Genomic DNA, 22,095 nt, shown 5'->3' on the forward strand with positions numbered 1-22,095 from the left:
CGGCAACCTCGACACCGCCTCCACCCACGACGTCCTGGAGATCATGGACCGGCTCAGTCAGTCCGGCCGCACGATCGTGCTGATCACGCACGAGCACGACGTGTCCGCGCACGCCAAACGGGTGATCAGGCTGGTGGACGGCGAGATTGTCGAGGACCGCCGCCAGGCGCCCGTGGACGGCCCGCCGCCCGGACTGGTGGAGGAGGCCGCGCTGTGAACCAGTTCGAGATCCTCCGCTTCGCCCTGCGCGGCCTGCTGGCCAACAAGATGCGCAGCGCGCTGACGACGCTCGGCATCCTCATCGGCGTGGCCGCGGTGATCATGCTGGTCGCCGTCGGCGAGGGCTCCTCGCAGAGCATCCAGAAGAACATCCAGCGCCTCGGCGCGAACACGCTCACGATCTCCCCGTCCTTCTCCGGAGGCGGAGGCGGAGGCGGAGGTGGAGGTGGAGGCGGGGGCGTGCGCGCCCCCGCCGGCGGGGGCGGCGGCGGGAACACCGGGCCGCGTACCCAGGCCAGGCAGCTCAGCCTGGCCGACGCCCAGGCGCTGACCGACAGGACGCTCGCCCCCTCGGTGAAGAGCGTCTCGCCGGTGGTGAACGCCGCCTCCTCCACCGCCGCGTACGGCGCCGCCAGCCACGCCATCGCGCAGTTCGTCGGCACCTACCCCAGCTATTTCGAGGCCGTCAACAAGCCCATCGCCAAGGGCACGTACTTCTTCAACGACGACGTGCTGGCCGCCAGGAAGGTCGTGGTGCTCGGCCAGACCGTGGTGGAGGAGCTGTTCGGGTCGGTCGACCCGATCGGCAAGCAGGTCAGCGTGTCCGGGGTGCCGTTCACGGTGGTCGGCGTGCTGAAGGCGGCCGGGTCGACCGGCATGCAGGACGCGGACGACGTGGCGATCGCGCCGCTGCCGGCCGTACAACAGAGTTTGAGCGGGTTCGGCGCGCTCGGCCAGATCGTCGTGCAGGCGACCGGGGCGGCCGCCACGACGACGGCTCAGGCCGAGGTCACGGCTATCCTCAACCAACGACACGGCATCACGAACGACAACCCCGACTACCGCGTGCTCAACCAGGCCACTTTGCAGGAGACCGTCAGTGAGGCGACCGGCACCTTCACCGTGCTGCTGGGCGCCGTGGCCGCGATCTCGCTGCTGGTGGGCGGCATCGGCATCACGAACATCATGCTGGTGACGGTCACCGAGCGCACCCGCGAGATCGGCATCCGCAAGGCCATCGGAGCGCCCAGGAGCGCGATCCTGGGCCAGTTCCTGATGGAGGCCACGTTGCTGAGCCTGGTCGGGGGGTTGTCCGGGGTGCTGGTGGCGTTCGTGGGGACCAGGTTCAACGTCGCCGGCATCGAGCCGGTCCTCGTGCCGTCGTCGGTCGTGCTGGCGCTGGGCGTCTCGCTGGGGATCGGGCTGTTCTTCGGCAGTTATCCCGCAAACAGGGCGGCCAAGCTCAGGCCGATCCAGGCCCTGCGCCATGAGTAAGGAGAAGGACATGGACAAGCTCGACTCCTCGCCGTTCCGCGACGACCTGCGGGAGGAACTCGCCGTCCAGCCCGCCAAGGGCCAGTCCAAGCTGACGCTGGCGCTGGCCGCCGGGGTCGTGCTGGTGGCGGGGATCCTCATCGGCATTCAGGCCGGCAACGCGTTCGGCGCCCCCGACGCGCCCGCCGCGCAGGCGGGCGGGCAGCCGCGGACCACGGGCGGCGGGTACGGTCAGCAGCAGGGCGGCTTCGGCCAGCGCGGCCAGCAACAGCCCGGTGGAGGCCAGCCCGGTGAAGGGCAGCCAGGCGGCCAGCGGATGGGTGGCGCCGGGGGAGGCACCGTCGGCACCGTCGAGAAGGTGGAGGGCGGCAAGATCTACGTCAAGACCGTGGACGGCTCCACCGTCACGGTGACCACCACCGACCAGACCACCGTGCAGATCTCCAAGCCGGGCAAGGTCGCCGACCTGGAGACCGGCACCTCGATCGTGGTCCGCGGCCAGGCGGGCGCCGACGGCGCGGTCACCGCCGCCTCGATCACCCAGGGCGGCCAGGGACTCCAGGGAGGCGGCCCACGATGAACGAACCCGAGGCCAGGCTGCTGGTGGTCGACGACGAACCCAACATCAGGGAGCTGTTCTCGGCCAGCCTGCGCATGGCCGGGTTCGAGGTGCTGACCGCGGCCGACGGCATGGAGGCCCTGCGGGTAGCCGAGGAGAGCACGCCCGACCTGGTGATGCTCGACGTGATGCTGCCCGACCTCGACGGCATGACGGTGGCGGGAAGGTTGCGGTCCCGCGGCCGCCGGGTCCCTGTGCTGTTCGTGACCGCCAAGGACACGCCGGAGGACCGCCTCGCCGGGCTGGGGCTCGGCGAGGACTACGTGACCAAGCCGTTCAGCCTGGAGGAGGTCATCGCCCGCATCAGGGCCGTGCTGCGCAGGACCCGGCGCGGCATGCCGCCGCCGAACCGGATGCGGGTCGCCGACCTGGAGCTGGACGAGGAGAGCCACGAGGTCTGGCGCGACGGCATCCCCGTGCGGTTGTCGCCCACGGAGTTCAGGCTTCTGCGGTACTTCATGCTCAACGTCGGCCGGGTGTTGTCCAAGACGCAGATCCTCGACCACGTCTGGAACGGCGACTGGCGCACCGACGTCGGCCTCGTCGAGTCGTACGTCTCCTACCTGCGCCGCAAGGTGGACAACGGCGAGCGCAAATATCTGCACACCCTGCGCGGGGTCGGCTACATCCTGCGCCCGCCCCGCATATGAGGAAGCACCTGTCCAGGGCTCCCCTGTGGCTGCGCCTGGTCTCGGCCACCCTCCTGCTGGTCACCCTCGCCATCACGCTGACCGGCCTGTTCGCCGTGCGGCTGCTGCGCGGCTACCTCGTCGAACGCGTCGACCAGCAACTCCTGTCGGCCAGCGGGCCCGCCAGGGAGGCGCCCCCTCCGCCCGAGGCCCGTCCCGGCGCGCGCCCGCAGCGCTTCCCCGGCCTGTTCCACGCGGTGCTGCTGGACGCCGCCGGCGCCACGATCAGGACCATCAGCGAGTCCACCGAGGAGCAGACGCCCGCCCTGCCCAGGCTCACCGGCCTCGACGTCATCGAGCTCAAGGGGCGGCCGTTCACCGTCGAGTCGCTCTCGCCCGGCGGTCCCGACTGGCGGGTCGTCGCCGTGCCGGGCCGCAACGGCGACAGCCGGGTGATCGCGATCAGCCTGGGCAACGTGGACGGCACCGTCTCCCAGCTCGGCCTCATCGTGGCGGTGGGCGGCGGGGGCACGCTGGTCGTGCTCGGGATCGCCTGCTACTGGCTGGTACGCCGGAGCCTGCGCCCGCTCGGCGAGATCGCGCGTACCGCGAAGGACATCGCCGGAGGCGACCTGTCGCGCCGCGTGCCGCTCTGGGCGGGCACCACCGAGGTCGGCAAGCTCGGCCGCTCGCTCAACACCATGCTGGCCCAGATCGAGATGGCGGTCGGCGAGCGGGAGGCGGCGGCCGAGTCGGCCCGCGAGTCCGCCACGGCCGCCAGACGGTCGGAGGAGCTGATGCGCCGGTTCATGGCCGACGCCTCACACGAACTGCGCACGCCGCTGACCTCGATCAGGGGTTTCGCGGAGCTGTACCGGCTGGGGGAGGAAAAGGACCTGACCGAGGCCGTACGGCTGCTGAGCCGCATCGAGGGGCAGGCGGCCCGGATGGGGCTGCTGGTGGAGGACATGCTCCTGCTGGCCCGCCTCGACCAGCGCCGTGAGCTCGCCATGCGGCCCGTGGACCTGCTCAGCCTGGCCGCCACCGCCGTCATCGACGCGCAGACGCTGGCGCCCGACAGGAGGATCGAGCTGGTACGGCTGTTCGGCGGCGAGGGCGACGTGCTGGTGACCGGCGACGAGACCCGCCTCGGTCAGGTCATCAACAACCTCGTCACCAACGCTCTCGCGCACACCCCCGCCAGGACCGCGTTCCAGGTGCGGGTGGGCGTGGAGGGCGACCAGGCCGTGGTGGAGGTGGCCGACGAAGGGCCCGGGTTCACGCCTGAGGTGGCTGAGCGGGTGTTCGAGCGGTTCTACCGGGCCGATCCTGCCCGGAGCGCGGGCGGGTCGGGGCTGGGGTTGTCGATCGCGGCCACGCTCGTGGAGGCGCACGGGGGGATCGTGATGGCGGAGAGCGAACCCGGCAAGGGCGCCATGTTCCGCGTGATCCTCCCGGTCGGGGACCCTCAGCCTGAGGCCGGGCCGAGTCGTACGAAGGAGTAGCCGTACGGGCCGATCTTCTGGTCGGGGGTGCTCAGCCTCAGCTGAAGGTGTGGCCGTACGGGCCGATTCTTCTGGTCGGAGGTGCTCAGCCTCAGCCGAAGGTGTAGCCGTACAGGCCGGTGCCCTTGCCGAGCTGCCGTACCTTGCCCAGCTTGAGCCCCTGCTCCCGCCGCCCCGGCGCGTACATGACGAGCCCCTGATCGGGCGCCGCCGCCACCAGCCCGTACACCGGCGGCCGCCCGGCCGACAGAGACCGGTACCGCTCCCACCCCGGCAGCGCCGTCACCGAGGCCCCGAAGTCCTGCCCCTTCCCCTTGACCAGCAGGTTCCCGGTCCGGGTCAGCCCGCCCGACGAGCGCCCCGCGAGCACCTGCACCGCCTTCTCCCCGGGCACCCCGATGGCCAGCTCGTCGTTGCCGTCCCCGTTGAAGTCCCCGGCCGCGAGCGAGGCCCCGAACCGGTCGTAGTAGCGAGGCTTGCCTTCGAGGGTGTTCTGCGACCAGGCCTCGGTCCCGCTGGTACGCAGCCCGCCTCCCGACCCGTACAACACGTCCACGGTGCCGTCGCCGTAGTCCATGGCCCGCTGGTTCTCGCTGAGCCCCTCACCCGGCACCCCGATGGCCAGGTCGTCCCTGCCGTCCCCGTTGAAGTCGCCGGTGGCCAGCGAGCCCCCGAAGTTGTCCCACTTCTCCGAGGCCCCCTTGATCCCCGGAGTGCTCTGGGTGAGCAGCCGCGCCCGCCTCCGCCGTACGTCGATCACGGTCACCGACCCCTGCCCGTCCATCGCCACACTGTCGGCGGGCGCGCCCACGACCAGCTCATCCTCGCCGTCCCCGTCGAAGTCGCCCATCGCCAGCGACGCCCCCCACTGGTCGGTGACATGCGCCACCTGCTTCACCCACCCGGTCTTCTGCGTGATCTGGTACGGCTTGCGGCCCTTCATCCAGTACACGCTCACCGCCCCGCCCGACCGATGACTGGGCGCCCCCACGACCAGTTCGTCCTTGCCGTCCCCGTCGAGATCCCCCGCCGCCAGCGAGGCCCCGAACCGATCGCTGGACGGCTTGGCCAGCTTCAGCTCCCGCCCGGCGACCAGCCCCTCGGGCGACCCGTCGAAGATCTGCACGACCCCGTTCCCATCGCCCCCCGGCACCCGCTCCCCGGCGAACTCCTCCGACACCCCCACGGCCAGATCGGCACACCGGTCCCCGTTGAAGTCCCCCACGGCCAGCGCCGACCCGAACGAATCCCCCGCCTCCGCACCGTCCTGGATGAGCTTCACCTTCTTCCCGGACCCATACATGACGGTCACCGACCCGGCCCGGGCGGCATCGTAGGGCGCGGCCACGGCAAGATCAGGCCGCCCATCGGCATCGAAGTCCAACGGCTGACCACCACACGCCCGACCAACGGCGGAGTCCGCCCCGGAGGCGAGCGACACCCGGGCAGCGGGAGGGGCCGTACTGGGGGTGAGGAACACCCGGGCAGCGGCGAGGGCAGTACCGGAGGTGAGGGACACTCGGGCAGCGGCAGGGGCCGTACCGGAGGTGAGGGGCACCCGGGCGGTGGCGAGGGCCGTACCGGAAGCGAGGGACGTGCGGTCGTTGGCTGGGACGGCACCGGGCGCAAGGGGCGCGCGAGCGTCGGCAGGGGCCGTCGTACCAGAAGCGAGGGGGAGGACCAGGCAGGCGGCAAGCAGAACCTTCATACCGGAAGTAATGACCAGGCAGGTCGAACCCGGCCTGAACGGCACGAGAACGGCCCAGGAGGGCAGGATGCACATCCACCACCAGCCCCCGGCCACCCGCCACCACAGCCCCCTCTGAGACCCGCCACCACCGCAACGCCCGCCCCAACGGGACGCCCGCCACCACCGCAACGCCCGCCACCACTGCAACGCCACCACCGCAACGCCCGCCCCAACGGGACGCCCGCCACCATCGCAACGCCCGCCACCACCGCAACGCCCGCCCCAACGGGACGTCAGCGCCTAAACGGGACGTCTGCTGTCGACCGGGGAGCTTGTCGGCCGCGATCACATTGCCCGCCGGGACGCGCCCTGTCCGCTGGGACGTCTGCCGTCCACCGGGAGTTGTGCCGTCGGCCGGGACGAGCGCGCCTTCCGGCATGCGCGTCGCGTGCCGGACCGTGTGCCGGACCGTGTGCCGGACCGTGTGCCGGACCGCGTGCGAAATGTCGGGGCGCCTGCTGAGCGCCGGCCCGGCTACCTGGGCATGTCCGCTGGATGCGGCCATTCGTGCCAGGATAGGTGCGTGGACATCGACCTCGCGGATCTGGATTTCTGGCGAAAGCCACTCAAAGAGCGGAATGAGGCGTTCGCCCGGCTCCGGCAGTTGGAGCATCCGGTGTTCTTCCCCGAGAAGAAGGTGCCGTTCCTCCGCTCCGGCAAGGGTTTCTACGCCCTCGTCCGGCACGCCGACGTCATCGAGGCCAGCCGCAACGCCAAGGTCTTCTCCAGCGAGCCCGCCGTCACCAACCCCGAGCCGCCCGGCTGGGTGAAGCAGGTGTTCGGCGAGTCGATGGTCAACATGGACGACCCCCGCCACGCCCGCCTGCGCCGCATCGTCACGCGCTCGTTCAGCCCGAAGATGCTGGCCAACCTGCAGAGCGACATCGACGCCGCGTGCGCGCGCATCGTGGACGACGTCGTCAAGGGCGGGCCGCGCGACTTCGTGACCCAGGTGGCCGCCCGGCTGCCCATCCACGTCATCTGCGACATGCTGGACATCCCGCAGGAGCTTCGGGAAAAGGTGCACCAGCACGTCGACATCTCCACCGCCTACACCGGCCTGCGCCCCAGCCTGGCCCGCAGCGTGCAGATGGCCGGCCAGAACATGCTGGCCCTGCTGGCCCTGCAGCGCATGGTCATCAAGCTCGGCCACGAGCGCGTCGCCGAGCCCAAGGGCGACCTGGTCTCCCTGCTGGTCAACGCCAACCCCGACGGCGAGAAGCTCACCGACAAGGAGCTCGGCTCGTTCTTCGCTCTGCTGCTGGTCGCCGGCAACGAGACGGCCCGCAACACGATGGCCCACGGCATCCGGCTCCTCACCGAGAACCCGGCGCAGCGCGACCTGCTGATGAGCGACTTCGACACGCACATCAACGGGGCGATCGAGGAGATGGTCCGCTACGTGTCGCCGATCATGCAGTTCAGGCGCACGGTCACCGAGGACTACTCGCTACGCGGCCTGGAGCTGAAGCAGGGCGACAAGGTCGTGCTGTTCTACGGCTCCGCCAACCGCGACGAGTCGGTCTTCCCCCACGCCGACACGTTCGACATCACCCGCGAGACCAAGCCCCACGTCGGCTTCGGCGGCCCCGGCCCGCACTTCTGCCTCGGAGCCAACCTGGCCAGGCAGGAGATGCGCACGATGTTCCGCGAACTGCTGACCCGGCTGCCCGGCATCCGCTCGATCGGCGAACCCGAACTGCTCCTGTCGAACTTCGACAACAGCGTCCGCACCCAAGCCTTCACCTTCTGACCCGCCCCCGCCCGCCCATGGCGCTCCGCCCATGGCGCTCCGCCCATGGCGCTCCGCCCATGGCGCTCCGCCCATGGCGCTCCGCCCATGGCGCTCCGGCTTTGCGGTTCAGGTCCGTTGGCGTGCTCGGCCGATGCGGGTCTGACGCGGGTTCACTCCCCGGAACCTTCGTCGTCATCGGTCAGGACGTTCGTTCTGAGGGTGAAGAACGTGATCAGCGCCGCCACCACCATCATCCCGGCGCTGATCAGCATCGCCATCCGGAACCCCGCGTCGAACACCGGCGGATTCTGGAACGCGTCGCCCACCAGCCCGACCAGCGGCGGCACGGCGGCCACGGCCAGCAGGCTCCCGGTGCGGGCCACCGCGTTGTTCACGCCGCTGGCCGTGCCCGCGTAGCGTTCGTCGGCCGTGGCCAGCACGGTCGCGGTCAGCGGCGCGACCGTCGCCGACAGCCCGAGCCCGAACAGGAACACCGCGGGAAGCACCTGGAACGGGTAGGACGCGCCGAACCCGATCGTGCTCATCGCCAGGAACCCGCCGCCCGCCAGCAGGATGCCGATCGTCATGGGCAGGCGCGGGCCCACGCGTTTGGCCAGCTCTCCGGCCCTGGCCGACAACAACATCATCAGGATCGTCGTCGGCAACATCGACAGCCCGGCGGCGATGGGGGAGAACCCGGACACCACCTGGAGCTGCACCACCAGCAGGAAGAACACCACGCCCATGGCCGCGTACATGATCAGCGTCACCACATTGACCGCCGCGAACACATGGTTACGGAACATGCTCACCGGCACCAACGCGTCCGGCGACCTGCGGATCTCGACCGTCACGAACGCCGCCGCCAGCGCCAGCCCCACCACCAGCGGCACCGGCGCCCCCTTCTCGATCAGCGCGTACGTGATCCCGGCCAGCGCGAGCGCCGCCAGCACCGAGCCGAGCACGTCGAACCGCCCCGCCGCCTGCTCGTCCTTGCTCTCCGGCACGTGCCGCAGCGTCACGAACACGATGAGGACCGCGAACGGCAGATTGATCAGGAACGCCCACCGCCACCCGGCCGTCTGCACCAGCCACCCGCCCAGCAGCGGCCCGACCGCGCTGGCCACCCCGCCGAGCCCCGACCACACGCCCACGGCCCTGGGCCGGTCGTGCCGCACGAACGACGCCTGGATGATCGCCAGCGACCCCGGCGTCAGCAGCGCCCCGCCGATCCCCTGCAGAGCGCGCGCGGCGATGAGGAACTCGATGTTCGGCGACAGCCCGCACAGCGCGGAGGCGATCGCGAACCAGACGATCCCGATGAGGAAGACCGTACGGCGGCCGTAGCGGTCGCCGAGGGAGCCACCCAGCAGGATCAGCCCGGCGAGCGTGAGCGTGTAGGCGTTGATCGTCCACTGCAGGCCATCCATGCGCGCGCCGAGATCCCGCCCCAGGAACGGCAGCGCCACGTTCACCACGGTGCTGTCGAGCAGCGCGAGCCCGGAGCCGAGCACGGTCGCCCCCAGGATCCACCGGCCGCGCGCCGACTTGAGCTCGACGTGATCGTGGAGCTCCCCCGGGTGGTGTGTCATGAGGCCATCCTGTCATCGGGCACTGACAACCAGCCGTCGGCCCGGGGCGTACGGGAGAAGCCTGAGCTCAGGCGCCGCCGAGGGCCCGCAGCACGAACTCCGACACCAGCTCCCCGGCGGCCTCCACCGTCACATCCCCGCTGATCAGCGGAACCCGCTCGGCGCCCACGACCGCGAGGATCATTCGGGCCGTGGCCGCCACGTCGAGCACCCGGAAGTCGCCCGCGTCCATCCCGTTCTCGAGGATCTCCACCAGGATCCGCTGCATCGGCGCGACATGCTCGGCCAGCCGCTGGTAGGCGTCGGGCCCCAGCGCGGCGCTGAGATCGGCGGCGCCGGGATGCGGATGCGCGAGCAGCCCGGCGAGCTGCAGCCGCACGAACGCCCGCAACCGATCGGCGGGCGAGGCCCCCGCTGGCAGCTCACGCTCGTAGCTGTCGATGAAGTAGTGGGTCACCCGTTCGGTGAACGCCAGCAGCAGCGCCGCCTTGTCGGGAAAGTAGTTGTACAGGACCGTGCGGGTGATTCCGGCTTCCCCGGCCACGTCGGTCATCGAGATGGCGTCGATGCCCTGCACCCTGGACAGACGCGAGACGGCCTGCAGGATCCGGTCGCGCGTCTGGGCGCGGTGCTCGCCGATGGTGGCGGCGGAGATGCGGGGCATGCGTCCATCGTAGGCCGGACGGACGACGGACTTCCGCACAAGCGGAGGGTTGACCATCGACGACAAGCCGGGCCGATCGGACATAGATGGGCGAATCATTCATTCGTTTGACCGAATGTTTCGCTCATGCTTCCATGGGCTCATGCTCTATGGAACTCCTGCGCTCGAACCTGCCGACAAGAGCGTGCTGGCCGAGATCGAGGACATGCGGCAAGAGCTGAAATACCGGCTGGCCGAGACCCATCGCTGGGACGGTCAGTTGCGCAGGCAGTTGCAGGCGCGAGCCATTCAGGGCTCGAACTCCATTGAGGGCTATCGCGCCGGCGTCGAGGACATCCAGTCCATCATGGCGGGGGAGGACCCCCTGGAGACATCGGAGTCGGTGGCCAAGGAGATCGCCGGCTACCAACAGGCGCTGACCTATATCGGGCTGCTGTCGCGCGCTTCGGTGTTTCATTACGACGTTGGCATGCTCAATGCCCTGCATTTCATGATGATCGGCCATCACAGGGCGAAAACCCCTGGTGTCCTACGCCCCGGCGGAAGTTACGTTCGTGATTCCGGGTCCGGCGTGGTCGTTTATGAGGGGCCGGATGTGGAATACGTGCCGTCGCTGATGAAGGAGTTGGTCGCGTGGCTCGACGACGGAGACCAGGGGGTGCCCAGCTACGTCCGAGCCGCCATGGCCCACTTCAACCTCGCCAAAATCCATCCGTGGCGCGACGGCAACGGCCGCATGTCGCGCGCCCTCCAGACTCTGATCCTCGGCCGGGACCAGATCTTGACCCCGGAATTCTGCTCCATCGAGGAATGGCTGGGGCAGCAGCGTACGACCATCGAGTACTACGACGTCCTCGGCGCGGTGGGCCGCCGCCGTTGGAGTCCGCACGGCGACACCCTCGACTGGGTCCGGTTCTGTCTGCGGGCGCACCACATGCAGGCGCAGCGGGTGGCGGCCAGGCTCACGGAAGCCGGGGAGATCTGGACGTACCTGGAGGAACAGGTGGACGGCGAGGGGCTCAACACGCGGTGCGTGTCGGCGCTCTACGAGGCGTTCGTGAACCGGCGGCTGCGGCGCAGCCGCTATCAGGGCGACGAGGAGCTCAGTCAGGGCCAGGCCGCCCGTGACCTGCGCGATCTCGCCCTCAAAGGCTGGCTCCAGCCGTACGGGGAGACGAAGGGGCGTTACTACCAGGCCGGACCACGGATGGCCCGGCTCAAGGCCGACTTCGCGGAGCGGATCGTCCCGCTGCGCGACCCTTATCGCTAGGAACTACACGACACCGCACCAGGAAACGGGCTGTCGTATTTTTGCGTGATAGGTTTCTATTTTTGCAACCTTTGCTTGTAACATGAGGCCCATGCCGAGACGACTCGCCGATGTGGCCGCGTTCGCCGGGGTGAGTGTGGCCACCGTCAGCCGGGTGCTGCACGACAAGCCGGGCATTGCCCAGGCCACCCGCGACTCCGTGCTCACCGCGCTCGACGTCTTCGGCTACGAGCGCCCCCAGAAGCTGCGCAACGACCGGGCTCCGCTCGTCGGCCTCGTGCTGCCCGAGCTGCAGAACCCGATCTTCCCGGCCATGGCCGAGCTGGTCGTCACCGAGCTGATCAGGCGCAACCTGCTGCCCGTCCTGTGCACCCGGACGGCCGACGGGCTGCCCGAGGCGCACTACGTGGAGATGTTGCTCGCGCAGGACGTCGGCGGCATCGTCTTCATCGGCAGCAGCTACGCCGACGCCGGGGCCGCGCAGGTCAAGGTGCTGCGTGCGCGGAAGTTGCCGATCGTGCTGATCAACGCGGCCGACGAGAACCTCGACGTCCCGAGGGTGTGCGTGGACGACGGCGTGGCGGTCCGGCAGGCGCTCGGCCACCTGCGGGCGCTCGGGCACGAGCGGATCGGGCTGATCCTCGGCCCCGTCGGGCACGTCCCGTCCGCCAGGAAGCTCGCCGCCTACGTGGAAGAGCACGGCGGAAGGGGGTGGCGCGCGCTCGTGGCACACACGATCTTCTCCATGGAAGGCGGCGCCACGGCGGCGGCGCGGCTGGTCGGCGAGGGGGCGACCGCGCTGGTGTGCGCCAGCGACGCGCTCGCGCTCGGCGCCATCAGGGCCGCGCGGAAGCTGGGGCTCAAGGTTCCGGCCGACGTGTCCGTGGTCGGGTTCGACGACTCGAGCCTGATGAGCCTGACCGACCCGCCCCTGACCACCGTCCGGCAGCCCATCGCGGCGATGGGCGGCGCGGCGGTCGCCGCGTTGATGTCACAGATCAACGGCCATGTGGTGCCTGTCGACGAGGTGCTGTTCGATCCGGAGCTGATCGTGCGGGGATCCACGGGGATGTGCCCCACCGGCTGACCCGGATCCGGTGTCAGTAAATTTCATAACACGGCAATATTCTTGCGTCACGCTCTGGATACACGCTTGCCGCAGTGGCCCGTCACCGCGGTCGATCAGGCGGCGGCCTTGACCACGTGCATCAGCTCGGCCAGCACTTCCGTGTTGAGCTGGTAGGCCAGCTTCACCTCGCCGATCATGCGCTCCCGCTCGCGCTCGTCGAGCGCCAGTCCCAGCCCGTCGAGCCGCGAGCGGTATTCGTTCTTGAACCGCGGCAGGCTGCCCAGTTCGTCGAAGATGTAGAAGTCGACGCCCCCGCCCTTGGCGTAGCCGTAGATCTTCTGCAGCTCCATCCGGATGAACTGGCCGCCCGACAGGTCGCCCAGGTAGCGGGTGTAGTGGTGGGCCACGTAGCCACCGGGCCAGTCGGCGACCTGCTGGATGCGGGCCACGAGCGTGCGGGTGGACTTGGACGGCGTGATCCGGTCGCGCCAGGCCGGGCCGTAGACGGTCGCCAGGTCGCGTTCGAGCGCTCGCTCCCGATAGAGCTCCGGGAACACGAAGCCGCCGGCCAGCGGGTGGTCGGTGAGGTCTCGTGACACACCGTCGAGCGCGGTGTACGCGAAGTAGTGTTGAGCGACCATCTCGCCGTATTCCTGTTCGCTCAACCGTCCGGCCATCAGCGCAGAGAGATAGCCTTCAGACTCGGCCGACTCGTGGTCGGCCCAGGTGGCGTTCCTCAGGGTCTCGGAGAACGACGTGGTCACGGCCTACCTTTGCTCGTGCTGGCTTTTCATGACGAAGTGTCACAAACGTCGGCCTGTGACGTCAAGCTGATGACGACACCATGTCATCAAATCCTGCCTCCACCCACTCCTACCCCGGAACGGCGACCTCAAGAGCTCACCTCCTGAGGGTGGCCGAGAGCTATCAAGGCCAGGTTGCGAAGCGAAGGCGTGCCCGGCGTGTAGTAGTCGCTGTGGCCCCCCGGGCCCACCTCGAAGACCCGGGCGCCGTACGGACCGCTCATGGGGTCGACGCCGAAACCGAGGGGGCCGATCTTGATTTTGGGCACGAGTCTGATCCAGTCGTCGTCACCGAGCCCCGCCCACCTCCGCACCGGTGTGACGGCCGATGGGGGATCGACACCGGGGCTGCCGATGAAAGCCACGTCGGTCACCGGTAAGCCGGTCATGGCCTTGGCGCAGACGGCGGAGCCGTAGCTGTGGCACAGCAGGGCGATCGAGGCGGAGCTCTGGGCGCGCACCGCTTCGACGGTGCGGCGCAACTCCGCCGCGCCCCTGACGGCCGCCTCGTCCGTGGCGGCGGCCAGGCTCAGCGTGGGCGGCGAGTCGTAGCCCAGCCACGCGATCACGGCCAGTCGCTCACGAGGAGCCAGCCGGGCCGCCTCCGCCAGCAGGGCGCGTGCCGCGCCTCCCGGATGTCCGGTGCCGGAGTCGAACGTGGCCACCGTGGTGTCGGCGCCGGGCACGATGATCGCCAGCCGGTCGGCCGTGGCCGGGTCGCCGTAGACCCTCACCAGCCGTTCGCCCTGTGGCGCCGGCCACAGCAGCAGGACGCCGAGGACCATGGCGGCCGCGATGGCGAGGTTTCTGAGCATGGTGAGAAGTTACGAAGGAAGGGCCGTGATGCGCGTCACCGCTGGGGTTGAACCTTCGCGTCATACCAGGGGGTGACGCGGGTGGTGGAGGCGGGTGAGGGTGACCCAGGGTGACGATGAAGCGCCACAATTTGGAGTCCCTGCTGTGCATAAACCGCACTAACATACGAGCGATTGCCAGCCGCCTTTTATGGAGTGATCCATGTCCCTTCATGCTGACATAGCCAGGCGACGCGTCGAAGAACTGCTCCGCGCCAACGAGGAGCAGATCATTCGTCGCTGGGCCCAGATCGCCAAGTCGCCCTCGGAGGAGCTCATTGAGCTCTACCGGGCACTGCTCGCCGCATTGGAAGCGGGCAAGGACGACTTCGCCGATCTCCGTGGCCTGCTGGCCGAGCTGTCGCGCTCGCGGGCCCGCGCCGGCTACGCCCCCGCCGACACCGCCAGGGCCGTGTTCGGGCTGAAAGAGGCGCTCTACGAGATCGTCGAGGCCGACACCGACTCGGGCGAGTCGACGCGCGGGTTCGTCTGGTTCTCCAGACTGATCGACGATCTGGGGCTGTTCACGTTCGAGACGTTCGTGGCCGCCCGCGAGAAGATCATCCTGGAGCAGGCCGAGCAGTTGCTCGAGCTGTCCACCCCGGTGGTCAAGATGTGGGACGGCATCGTGGCGGTGCCCCTAATCGGCACGCTCGACTCCGCGCGTACCCAGGTCGTGATGGAGAAACTGCTGCAGACGCTGGTCGACACCGGCTCGGAGCACGCCATCATCGACATCACCGGCGTCCCGGCCGTCGACACCCAGGTCGCCCAGCACCTGCTGAAGACGGTCGTCGCGGCCAGGCTGATGGGGGCGGAGTGCGTCGTCTCCGGCATCCGGCCGCAGATCGCGCACACCATCGTCACTCTCGGCGTCGAGTTCGGCGACATCGTGACCAAGGCGTCGCTGGCCGACGCGCTCGTGCACACGTTCAAGCGGGCAGGCATCGAGGTGAGCGGCGCGCGTGACGCGCGCGTCGCCATCCGGGCGGAGAAGGCGTGATGCAGCGGGTCCCCATCCTCAAACTCGGTGACGTCCTCATCGTCTCCATCCAGATCGACCTCGAGGATCAGAGCGTCCTCGTGCTGCAGGAGGATCTGGCGGACGCGGTCGTCGCCCACGGCGCCAGAGGCGTGATCATCGACATCACGGCCGTGGAGATCGTGGACTCCTTCATCGGGCGGATGCTCGCCACGATCGCCGCGATGTGCCGCATGCTCGACGCGCAGACCGTGGTAGTCGGCATGCGGCCGGCCGTGGCCATCACGCTCGTCGAGCTCGGGCTGTCGCTGGGCGGCGTGCGTACGGCTCTCAATCTCGAGAAAGGGGTCGCGCTGCTGGACCACATCCGGGGCGCGACGCCGTGAGCGACGAGCGGGACGTCGTCATCGCGAGCAGCGCCGACGTCGTCGGCGTGCGTCAGCTCGTCAGGAGCGTCGCCGTCGAGGTGGGCCTGTCCCTCGTGGACCAGACCAAGGTGGTCACCGCCGCCAGCGAGCTGGCACGCAACGCTCTGGTGTACGCCGGAGGAGGAGACGTGCGCATCGCGGTCGTCGAGAACGGGCTCAGGCGCGGACTCAAACTGGTCTTCAGCGACAAGGGGCCGGGCATCCCCGACATCGAGCAGGCCCTTGTCGACGGCTGGACCACGGGCACCGGCCTGGGGCTCGGACTCGGCGGATCCCGGCGGCTGGTCGACGAGTTCGACCTGGCGTCGCCGCCGGGGAAGGGCACGACCGTGACGGTGACGAAGTGGGCACGGTGACCGGCCGGCGGGTGGAGGACTGGGTCCGCGCGGAGGATCCCAGCGCGGTCGGCGCGGTCCGCCGCAGGGCCATCGAGCTGGCCGAGGCGGCCGGGTTCGACCCGGTGCTCATCGGGCAGACGGCGGTGGCCGTGAGCGAGGCGGTCTCCAACCTCGTCAAGCACGCCGTCGAGGGCTCGGTCATGGTACGCCTCCACCCGGAGGTCCCCGCCACCGTCGAGCTCATCACCCTGGACAAGGGGCCGGGCATGGCCGACGTGGCCCGCGCGCTGCGCGACGGCTACTCCACCTCCGGCACCCTGGGCATCGGCCTGGGCGCCATCTCCCGCATCGCCTCCGGCTACGACGTGCACTCCCTGCCGGGGAAGGGCACCGTGCTCGCCATGCACTTCACCGCCGCGGGGACGGCCCGCCCGCCGCTGCGGGCCAGCGGCCTGACCAGGCCGATCGGCGAAGAGGTGGTGTGCGGCGACGGGTTCGCCATCGTAGAGACAGGCACAGCGACAGGCACAGCGACAGGCACAGCGACAGGCACAGCGACAGGCCCAGAAACAGGCACAGCGACAGGCCCAGAAACAGGCACAGAGGCAGCCGCAAAGACAGGGGCAGGCCCAGGGACGGGACCGGTCACGACCGTGATGGTCTGCGACGGGCTGGGACACGGCCACATCGCGGCGCAGGCGTCGCGGCGCGCCGTGGAGCTGTTCCTCGAAGTACGCGACCAGGAGCCGCTGCCCATCGTGGAACGCCTGCACGCCGGGCTGAGCGGCACCAGGGGCGGCGCGGTCGCGGTCGCCCGCGTCGAGCCGGGCGGCGTGTCCTTCGCCGGGCTCGGCAACGTCTCCGGCTGGGTCGCGCACGCCGAGGGACGGCAGGGCATGGTGTCGGTGCCCGGGATCGCCGGGCACCGGGGCGGCAAACTGCGCCAGTACACCTATGACCTGCCCGGCTACGCGATCGTGATCCTGCACACCGACGGGCTGACGGAGCGCTGGGACCCGGCCACGCTCCCCGGCCTGTTCTCCCGCACGCCGGCGGTGATCGCCGCCGGGCTGATGCGCGAGGCCGGCAGCAGGCGGGACGACGCGTGCGTGGTGGCGGTGAGACCCGGCCATGGCCACCGCTGAGCTCATCCGGGTCAGACTCGACACCGACCAGGACGTCTTCGTGCTGCGCCGCCTGGGCCGCGCCGCCGCCGAGCTGGCCGGGCTGGAGCCGCAGGACCAGGTCCGGGTGGCGACGGCGCTCAGCGAGGTGGGCAGGGAGGTCTACGGCCCCGGCTCGAACGCGGTGATCGAGCTCGGCGATCAACGGCTGCTCATCACCCTCAAGCACTCCGGGCACCACGACCTGGCCGGCTCCGACGGCCTGACGCTGGCCGGGCGGCTGGCGGATGAGATCACGCTCGGTGAGAACAGCGTGACGCTGGCCAAGGGTCTTCACCCCCGCCTGAACCCCGCCTCGCTGGAGGAGATCCGCGACACGCTGGCGCAGCTCTCGCCGATCTCCGCCCTCGACGAGCTGCGCGAGCAGAACAGGGAGCTGGCCGAGACCCTGGAGGACGTGCTGCGGCTCAACTCCGAGCTTGAGGAGACCAACTCGGGAGTGCTGGCGATGTACAACCAGCTCTCCGACGAGCTGGAGGAGACCAACAGGGGAGTGGTCGCCCTCTACGCCGAGCTGGATGAGAAGTCCACCCAGCTACGGGAGTCCACCGAGACCAAGAACCGCTTCTGGGCCACTGTCAGCCACGAGCTGCGTACCCCGCTGAACTCCGTCATCGGCCTGGTCAGGCTCCTCACAGGCCCGGGCGGGGACGCCCTGACCGAGGAGCAGGCCCACCAGGTGGGGCTCATCGGCAGCTCGACAGAGATGCTGCTCGAACTGGTCAGCGAGCTCCTCGACATGGCCAAGGCCGAGTCGGGCCGCCTGGACCCCCAGCCGTCGCAGGTGGATCTGGCGCTCATGGTCCGGCAGCTGCAGGTGACGATGAGCCCGACGAGCGAACGCGCCGGCGTCGAGCTGCGCTGCGAGGTGGCGCCCGAGGTCGCCGAGCTGTACGTGGACGAGGGCATGCTGCTGCGGATCCTGCGCAATCTGCTGTCCAACGCGCTCAAGTTCACCGTGAGCGGCGAGGTGAAGCTGGAGGTCTGCCTGGACGCGACCAAGGACGAGGCCGTCATCACCGTGACCGACACGGGCATCGGCATCGCGCGGGAGCACCTGAACCGCGTCTTCGAGGACTTCTTCCAGGTCCCGGGCTCCCTCCAGGTCAGGTCCCGGGGGACCGGCCTGGGCCTGCCGTACGCCCGCAGGCTCACCGAGGCGCTCGGCGGCACGCTGGAGCTGACCAGCGCGGTGGGCGAGGGCACCACGGCCACCCTGCGCCTGCCGAACTACGGCGGCCCGCCCGAGCTGGAGCGGGTGCTGATCGCCGACGACGACGAGGTGTTCCGCGCCGCGACCCGCCGCATGCTCTACGGCTTCGCCACCCACGTGGACGAGGCGCCCGACGGGGCCGCCGCCCTGGAGCTGATGGTGGCGCGACCGCCCGACGCGATCCTGATCGACCTGCTCATGCCCCGCGTGGACGGCACCGTGTTGCTCCAGCGGATGGCCGAGGACGAGCGGCTCAGCGAGATCCCCGTGGTCATGGTGACGATCGCACCGCAGCGCGCCCCCGCCAACAGGGTGGTGCTGTCCAAGCACGGGCTGCGCAGAGAGCAACTGCTCCAGGCCATCCGCGGTGCGAGAGGAGCGAGGGATGACTGAGTCGGCCACTGTCCTGGTGGTCGATGACACGCCGACCAAGCGGTACATCCTGTCGAGCTGGCTGCGCAGGGCGGGGCACCGGGTGATCGAGGCGACCGGTGGCGAGGAGGCGCTGCGGACGCTCGCCGCGCACCACGTGGACCTGGTCGTCCTGGACGTGCGGCTGCCGGACATGCCCGGGTACGAGGTGTGCGAGCGGATCAAGGCCGACCCGGCGACCGCCGCGATCCCCGTCGTCCAGGTGTCGGCCAACGCCATCAGCGTGGCCGACCGGGCGGAAGGCCTGGAGCGCGGCGCGGACGCGTACCTGGTCGAGCCGATCGAGCCCGCCGAGTTCGCCGCCACGGTGGAGGCCATGCTGCGCTACTACCGGGCGCGCTGGCGGGCCGAGCTCATGGCCGCGCGCCTGGCCGGGCTGGCGGAGGTCACGCTGCGCATCAACGAGGCCGAGACGTTCGACGAGCTGCTGACGGCGGCCGTCGAGGGCTCGGCCCAGTTGCTCAACCGCTTCTGCGGCACTCTGGCGATGTTGCCGGACGGGCGGACGCGCCGGTGGCGGGCCAGGCCCGGCGAGCCGGCCACCTCCGCCCCCGCGGGGCCCGACCTGCTCGACCGGCTCAGCCAGTTGGTGCGGCGGGAGGCGGCGCGGGCCCACGTGTTCACCCTGCACGCGGAGGAGTGGCGCGGGATGTTGCCCGACGTGCGGATGGAGGGCAGCAGCACCGGCGTGTTATGCCGGACCAGGAACTCCGGCTCGCCCATCTATCTTGGGGTGGAGGCCGACCCGCCGCTGGACGCCGACGAGGTGAACCTGCTGCGCCAGCTCGGCCAGGAGCTGGCGCTGGCGGTGGCGGCCCTGCGCGCGTACGCCGAGGAGCACACGATCGCGCTGACCCTGCAGCGCAGCCTGCTGCCCACCCGCATCCCCGAGGTGCCGGGCCTGCGGGTGGCGATGCGTTACCAGCCTGCCCTGGACAACGTCGAGGTGGGCGGCGACTTCTACGAGGTGCTGCGGATCGACGAGCGGGTGCTGGTGGCGATCGGCGACGTGGAGGGCCACTCGCTGCACGCCGCCACGGTGATGGCCGAGCTGCGGCACGCCATGCGGGCCTCGTTCATCGGCCAGGTGGACCTCAGCGCCTCGCTCGACCTGCTCAACCAGATGATGCGGCGGTACCACCCGCGCATGACCGCCACGCTGTGCCTGGTGCTCATCGACCCGGCGACGGGGGAGCTCGAGGTGGCCAACGCCGGTCACATCCCGCCCCTGTTCGCCGGGCCCGGCGGCGCCTACCACACTCTGGGCAACCTGCTGCTGGGCGCGCTGCCGGAGGTGTACACGGTGGACCGGCTGAAGCTGCCGCCCGGCGGCACGTTGCTGCTGTTCACCGACGGGCTCGTGGAGGATCGCCGCATCTCGCTCGACGAGAGCATGGAGAACGCCAGGCGGCTGGCGGAGACCGTGGAGGACGACCTGGAGGAGTTCGCCGATCGCATTCTGGCGGCGTTCGGGTCGCGCGAGGACGACGTGGCGCTGGTCGTCCTGCGAAGAGAGCCCTGATGCAGCGAGCGCTGAGGAGAGAGCCGGTTCAGGAGGCTGGCCGCTCCGCGTAGTGGCAGGCCGCGTAGTGATCCCCGACCGCCTCCAGCGCCGGCTCCACCTCCGAGCAGCGATCCGTGGCCTTCCAGCAGCGCGTGTGGAAGCGGCACCCCGGCGGCGGCGCCACGGGGCTGGGCGGGTCGCCGGCCAGCATGATGCGTGTGCGCCCCCGCAGCGCCGGTTTCGGCACCGGCGCCGCCGACAGCAGCGCCATCGTGTACGGATGCGCCGGCGCCCCGTACACCCCCGCCGCCGGCCCCATCTCCGCCAGCCGTCCCAGGTACATCACCCCGACCCGGTGCGACACGTGCCGCACCACGGCCAGGTCGTGCGCGATGAACACCAGCGCCACCCCGAGCGTCCGCTGCAGCTCGGCGAACAGGTTGACCACCTGCGCCTGCACCGACATGTCCAGCGCCGACACCGGCTCGTCGCACACGATCACGTCGGGCTCCGTGGCCAGCGCCCTGGCGATGCCGACGCGCTGCCGCTGGCCGCCGGAGAACTCGTGTGGGTAGCGGTTCATGCGGTCGGGGGACAGGCCCACCAGGGACAGCAGCTCTCCGACCCGGTCCCGCATGCCGCGGCCGTCCGGCGTCAGGCGGTGCACGCGCAGCGGCTCGGCCACGATGTCGTGCACGGTCATGCGCGGGTTGAGCGAGGTGAGCGGGTCCTGGAAGACCATCTGGACGCGGCGCCGGATGTCGCGCGGCACGCCGCCCCTGCTGAAGAACGGCCGCCCGCGGAAGGTGACCTCGCCCTGGTCGGGGCGTTCGAGGCCGACGAGCATCCGGGCCAGGGTGGACTTGCCGCAGCCTGACTCGCCGACGATGCCGAGCGTCTCGCCGGGGTAGAGGTCGAGGTCGACGCCGGCGACCGCGCGCACGGCCCCGCCTCGGGACAGGAACCCGCTCCGGTAGCTCTTGTGCAGGCCCGAGGCCCGGAGCACCGGCTCCACGGCATCGTGGCGGTCAGGTGAGGGCGCCATCGAGCATCTCCTCCGAGTGGTGGCAGGCGGAGGCCCGGCCGGAACCGGTCCGCAGGATCGTCAGCGGCGGTCGCGTACTGCCGCACACCTCGCTCGCCCGCGAGCACCGCGGCGCGAACGAACACCCCGGCGGCGTCTCGGCCGGGCTCGGCGGCGCGCCGGGGATGGCGCGCAGCTCCGTGGCGGGGCTGTCCAGGTCGGGGATGGCCGCGAGCAGGGCCTCGGTGTACGGGTGCGCCGGCCGGTCGTACAACTCCCCGACCTCCCCGCGTTCCACGATCCGCCCCGCGTACATCACCGCCACCCGGTCGCTGACCTCGGCGGCCACCCCCAGATCGTGCGTGATCAGCAGCACCGCGGTGCCCAGCTCGCGCCGCAGCCGGTCGATGAGCTCCAGGATCTGCGCCTGCACGGTCACGTCGAGCGCGGTCGTCGGCTCGTCGGCGATGATCAGGTCCGGTTCGAGCGCCACCGCCATGGCCACCAGGATCCGCTGCCGCATCCCGCCGGAGAACTGGTGCGGATAGTCGTTCACCCGCTTGGCGGCGGCCGGGATGCCGACCAGATCCAGCATCTCGATCGAGCGCGCCCTGGCCTGCTTGCGGGACAGGCCGCGGTGCACCCGGTACAGCTCGCCGACCTGGTCGCCGATGCTGAGCACCGGGTTGAGCGCCGACAGCGCGTCCTGGAAGACGAGCGTCATCTCGCTGCCGCGCAGCGACCGCAGCTCGTCGGGGCCCATCGCGAGCAGGTCCCGCCCGCCGAGCCTGGCGGTCTCGAAGCGTACGCGGGCATGGTCGAGCAGCCCCATGACGGCCTTGGCGGTGACGGATTTGCCCGAGCCGGACTCGCCGAGCAGGGCGAGCGTCTGCCCGCGCTCGATGGTCAGGTCCACCCCGCGCACGGCCTGGATCTCGCGCCCGTGGGCCTTGAACGTGACGTGCAGGTCGCGGATCTCCAGGACCGGTGGTTCGCTCACGGCACC

At 70.3% G+C, this 22,095-nt stretch carries 20 protein-coding genes and 1 pseudogene; 14 read left to right on the forward strand and 7 right to left on the reverse strand.

The window, feature by feature from the left end; all coding sequences use genetic code 11:
* The 5 genes and pseudogenes from ACFPZ3_RS50780 to ACFPZ3_RS50800 form a co-directional block, all read left to right on the forward strand.
* Positions 1–217, forward strand: a pseudogene (locus ACFPZ3_RS50780) (ABC transporter ATP-binding protein); the annotation flags it as partial.
* Positions 214–1,494, forward strand: a complete 1,281-nt coding sequence (locus tag ACFPZ3_RS50785) for an ABC transporter permease (RefSeq protein ID WP_379521640.1) — start codon at positions 214–216, stop codon at positions 1,492–1,494. The pseudogene ACFPZ3_RS50780 and the gene ACFPZ3_RS50785, both read left to right, overlap by 4 nt.
* Before the next feature lie 10 nt (positions 1,495–1,504).
* On the forward strand, positions 1,505–2,074 hold the full coding sequence (locus tag ACFPZ3_RS50790; protein ID WP_379521641.1) for a hypothetical protein: 570 nt from the start codon (positions 1,505–1,507) through the stop codon (positions 2,072–2,074).
* Positions 2,071–2,763: a response regulator transcription factor gene (locus ACFPZ3_RS50795; protein WP_379521642.1), complete on the forward strand. Its 693-nt coding sequence runs from the start codon at positions 2,071–2,073 to the stop codon at positions 2,761–2,763. The genes ACFPZ3_RS50790 and ACFPZ3_RS50795 overlap by 4 nt, the downstream gene beginning before the upstream one ends.
* Positions 2,760–4,247, forward strand: a complete 1,488-nt coding sequence (locus ACFPZ3_RS50800) for a sensor histidine kinase (RefSeq protein WP_379521643.1) — start codon at positions 2,760–2,762, stop codon at positions 4,245–4,247. The genes ACFPZ3_RS50795 and ACFPZ3_RS50800 overlap by 4 nt, the downstream gene beginning before the upstream one ends.
* 91 nt (positions 4,248–4,338) lie before the next feature.
* Here ACFPZ3_RS50800 and ACFPZ3_RS50805 read toward each other — a convergent pair whose 3' ends face one another.
* Positions 4,339–5,805 carry an FG-GAP-like repeat-containing protein gene (locus tag ACFPZ3_RS50805; RefSeq protein WP_379521734.1) on the reverse strand — a complete coding sequence of 489 codons (1,467 nt, stop codon included), beginning with the start codon at positions 5,803–5,805 and terminating at the stop codon, positions 4,339–4,341.
* A 715-nt stretch (positions 5,806–6,520) separates the two neighbouring features.
* Here ACFPZ3_RS50805 and ACFPZ3_RS50810 point away from each other — a divergent pair.
* On the forward strand, positions 6,521–7,750 hold the full coding sequence (locus tag ACFPZ3_RS50810; protein WP_379521644.1) for a cytochrome P450: 1,230 nt from the start codon (positions 6,521–6,523) through the stop codon (positions 7,748–7,750).
* Between the two features lie 152 nt (positions 7,751–7,902).
* Here the strand turns inward: ACFPZ3_RS50810 and ACFPZ3_RS50815 are convergent, their stop codons facing one another.
* Together ACFPZ3_RS50815 and ACFPZ3_RS50820 are read right to left on the reverse strand one after the other, a co-directional pair.
* Positions 7,903–9,324 carry an MFS transporter gene (locus ACFPZ3_RS50815; RefSeq protein WP_379521645.1) on the reverse strand — a complete coding sequence of 474 codons (1,422 nt, stop codon included), beginning with the start codon at positions 9,322–9,324 and terminating at the stop codon, positions 7,903–7,905.
* A gap of 67 nt (positions 9,325–9,391) precedes the next feature.
* The gene (locus ACFPZ3_RS50820) at positions 9,392–9,988 is read right to left on the reverse strand and encodes a TetR/AcrR family transcriptional regulator (RefSeq protein WP_379521646.1); all 597 of its coding nucleotides are present in this window, start codon (positions 9,986–9,988) and stop codon (positions 9,392–9,394) included.
* Between the two features lie 49 nt (positions 9,989–10,037).
* Between ACFPZ3_RS50820 and ACFPZ3_RS50825 the strand changes: the two genes are divergently transcribed.
* On the forward strand, positions 10,038–11,258 hold the full coding sequence (locus ACFPZ3_RS50825) for a Fic family protein (protein ID WP_379521647.1): 1,221 nt from the start codon (positions 10,038–10,040) through the stop codon (positions 11,256–11,258).
* Positions 11,259–11,349: 91 nt separating this feature from the next.
* On the forward strand, positions 11,350–12,345 hold the full coding sequence (locus tag ACFPZ3_RS50830) for a LacI family DNA-binding transcriptional regulator (RefSeq protein WP_379521648.1): 996 nt from the start codon (positions 11,350–11,352) through the stop codon (positions 12,343–12,345).
* Between the two features lie 95 nt (positions 12,346–12,440).
* On the opposite strand, the gene ACFPZ3_RS50835 is transcribed toward ACFPZ3_RS50830, so the two are convergent.
* Entirely contained in the window at positions 12,441–13,091 is a 651-nt protein-coding gene (locus tag ACFPZ3_RS50835; RefSeq protein WP_379521649.1) for a biliverdin-producing heme oxygenase, read from the reverse strand.
* 128 nt (positions 13,092–13,219) lie between these two features.
* A complete protein-coding gene (locus ACFPZ3_RS50840; RefSeq protein WP_379521650.1) occupies positions 13,220–13,945 on the reverse strand; it encodes an alpha/beta hydrolase in 726 nt (241 codons plus the stop codon).
* Positions 13,946–14,147: 202 nt separating this feature from the next.
* On the opposite strand from ACFPZ3_RS50840, the gene ACFPZ3_RS50845 reads away from it, so the two are divergent.
* The 6 genes from ACFPZ3_RS50845 to ACFPZ3_RS50870 are packed head-to-tail and all read left to right on the forward strand — an operon-like array spanning position 14,148 to position 20,083.
* Positions 14,148–14,987: an STAS domain-containing protein gene (locus ACFPZ3_RS50845; protein ID WP_379521651.1), complete on the forward strand. Its 840-nt coding sequence runs from the start codon at positions 14,148–14,150 to the stop codon at positions 14,985–14,987.
* Positions 14,987–15,352 (forward strand): STAS domain-containing protein, encoded by a 366-nt coding sequence (locus tag ACFPZ3_RS50850; protein ID WP_379521652.1) that lies wholly within the window; start codon positions 14,987–14,989, stop codon positions 15,350–15,352. The genes ACFPZ3_RS50845 and ACFPZ3_RS50850 overlap by 1 nt, the downstream gene beginning before the upstream one ends.
* On the forward strand, positions 15,349–15,750 hold the full coding sequence (locus tag ACFPZ3_RS50855) for an anti-sigma regulatory factor (protein ID WP_379521653.1): 402 nt from the start codon (positions 15,349–15,351) through the stop codon (positions 15,748–15,750). Before ACFPZ3_RS50850 ends, ACFPZ3_RS50855 begins: the two co-directional genes overlap by 4 nt.
* The gene (locus ACFPZ3_RS50860) at positions 15,738–16,877 is read left to right on the forward strand and encodes an ATP-binding protein (protein ID WP_379521654.1); all 1,140 of its coding nucleotides are present in this window, start codon (positions 15,738–15,740) and stop codon (positions 16,875–16,877) included. Before ACFPZ3_RS50855 ends, ACFPZ3_RS50860 begins: the two co-directional genes overlap by 13 nt.
* Positions 16,864–18,522: an ATP-binding response regulator gene (locus ACFPZ3_RS50865; RefSeq protein WP_379521655.1), complete on the forward strand. Its 1,659-nt coding sequence runs from the start codon at positions 16,864–16,866 to the stop codon at positions 18,520–18,522. Before ACFPZ3_RS50860 ends, ACFPZ3_RS50865 begins: the two co-directional genes overlap by 14 nt.
* Positions 18,515–20,083, forward strand: a complete 1,569-nt coding sequence (locus ACFPZ3_RS50870; protein WP_379521656.1) for a SpoIIE family protein phosphatase — start codon at positions 18,515–18,517, stop codon at positions 20,081–20,083. Before ACFPZ3_RS50865 ends, ACFPZ3_RS50870 begins: the two co-directional genes overlap by 8 nt.
* Before the next feature lie 28 nt (positions 20,084–20,111).
* On the opposite strand, the gene ACFPZ3_RS50875 is transcribed toward ACFPZ3_RS50870, so the two are convergent.
* Together ACFPZ3_RS50875 and ACFPZ3_RS50880 are read right to left on the reverse strand one after the other, a co-directional pair.
* Entirely contained in the window at positions 20,112–21,110 is a 999-nt protein-coding gene (locus ACFPZ3_RS50875) for an ABC transporter ATP-binding protein (RefSeq protein WP_379521657.1), read from the reverse strand.
* Positions 21,094–22,089 (reverse strand): ABC transporter ATP-binding protein, encoded by a 996-nt coding sequence (locus tag ACFPZ3_RS50880; protein ID WP_379521658.1) that lies wholly within the window; start codon positions 22,087–22,089, stop codon positions 21,094–21,096. Before ACFPZ3_RS50880 ends, ACFPZ3_RS50875 begins: the two co-directional genes overlap by 17 nt.
* Positions 22,090–22,095: the final 6 nt, after the last annotated feature.

The sequence above is a fragment of the Nonomuraea insulae genome (assembly GCF_042656245.1).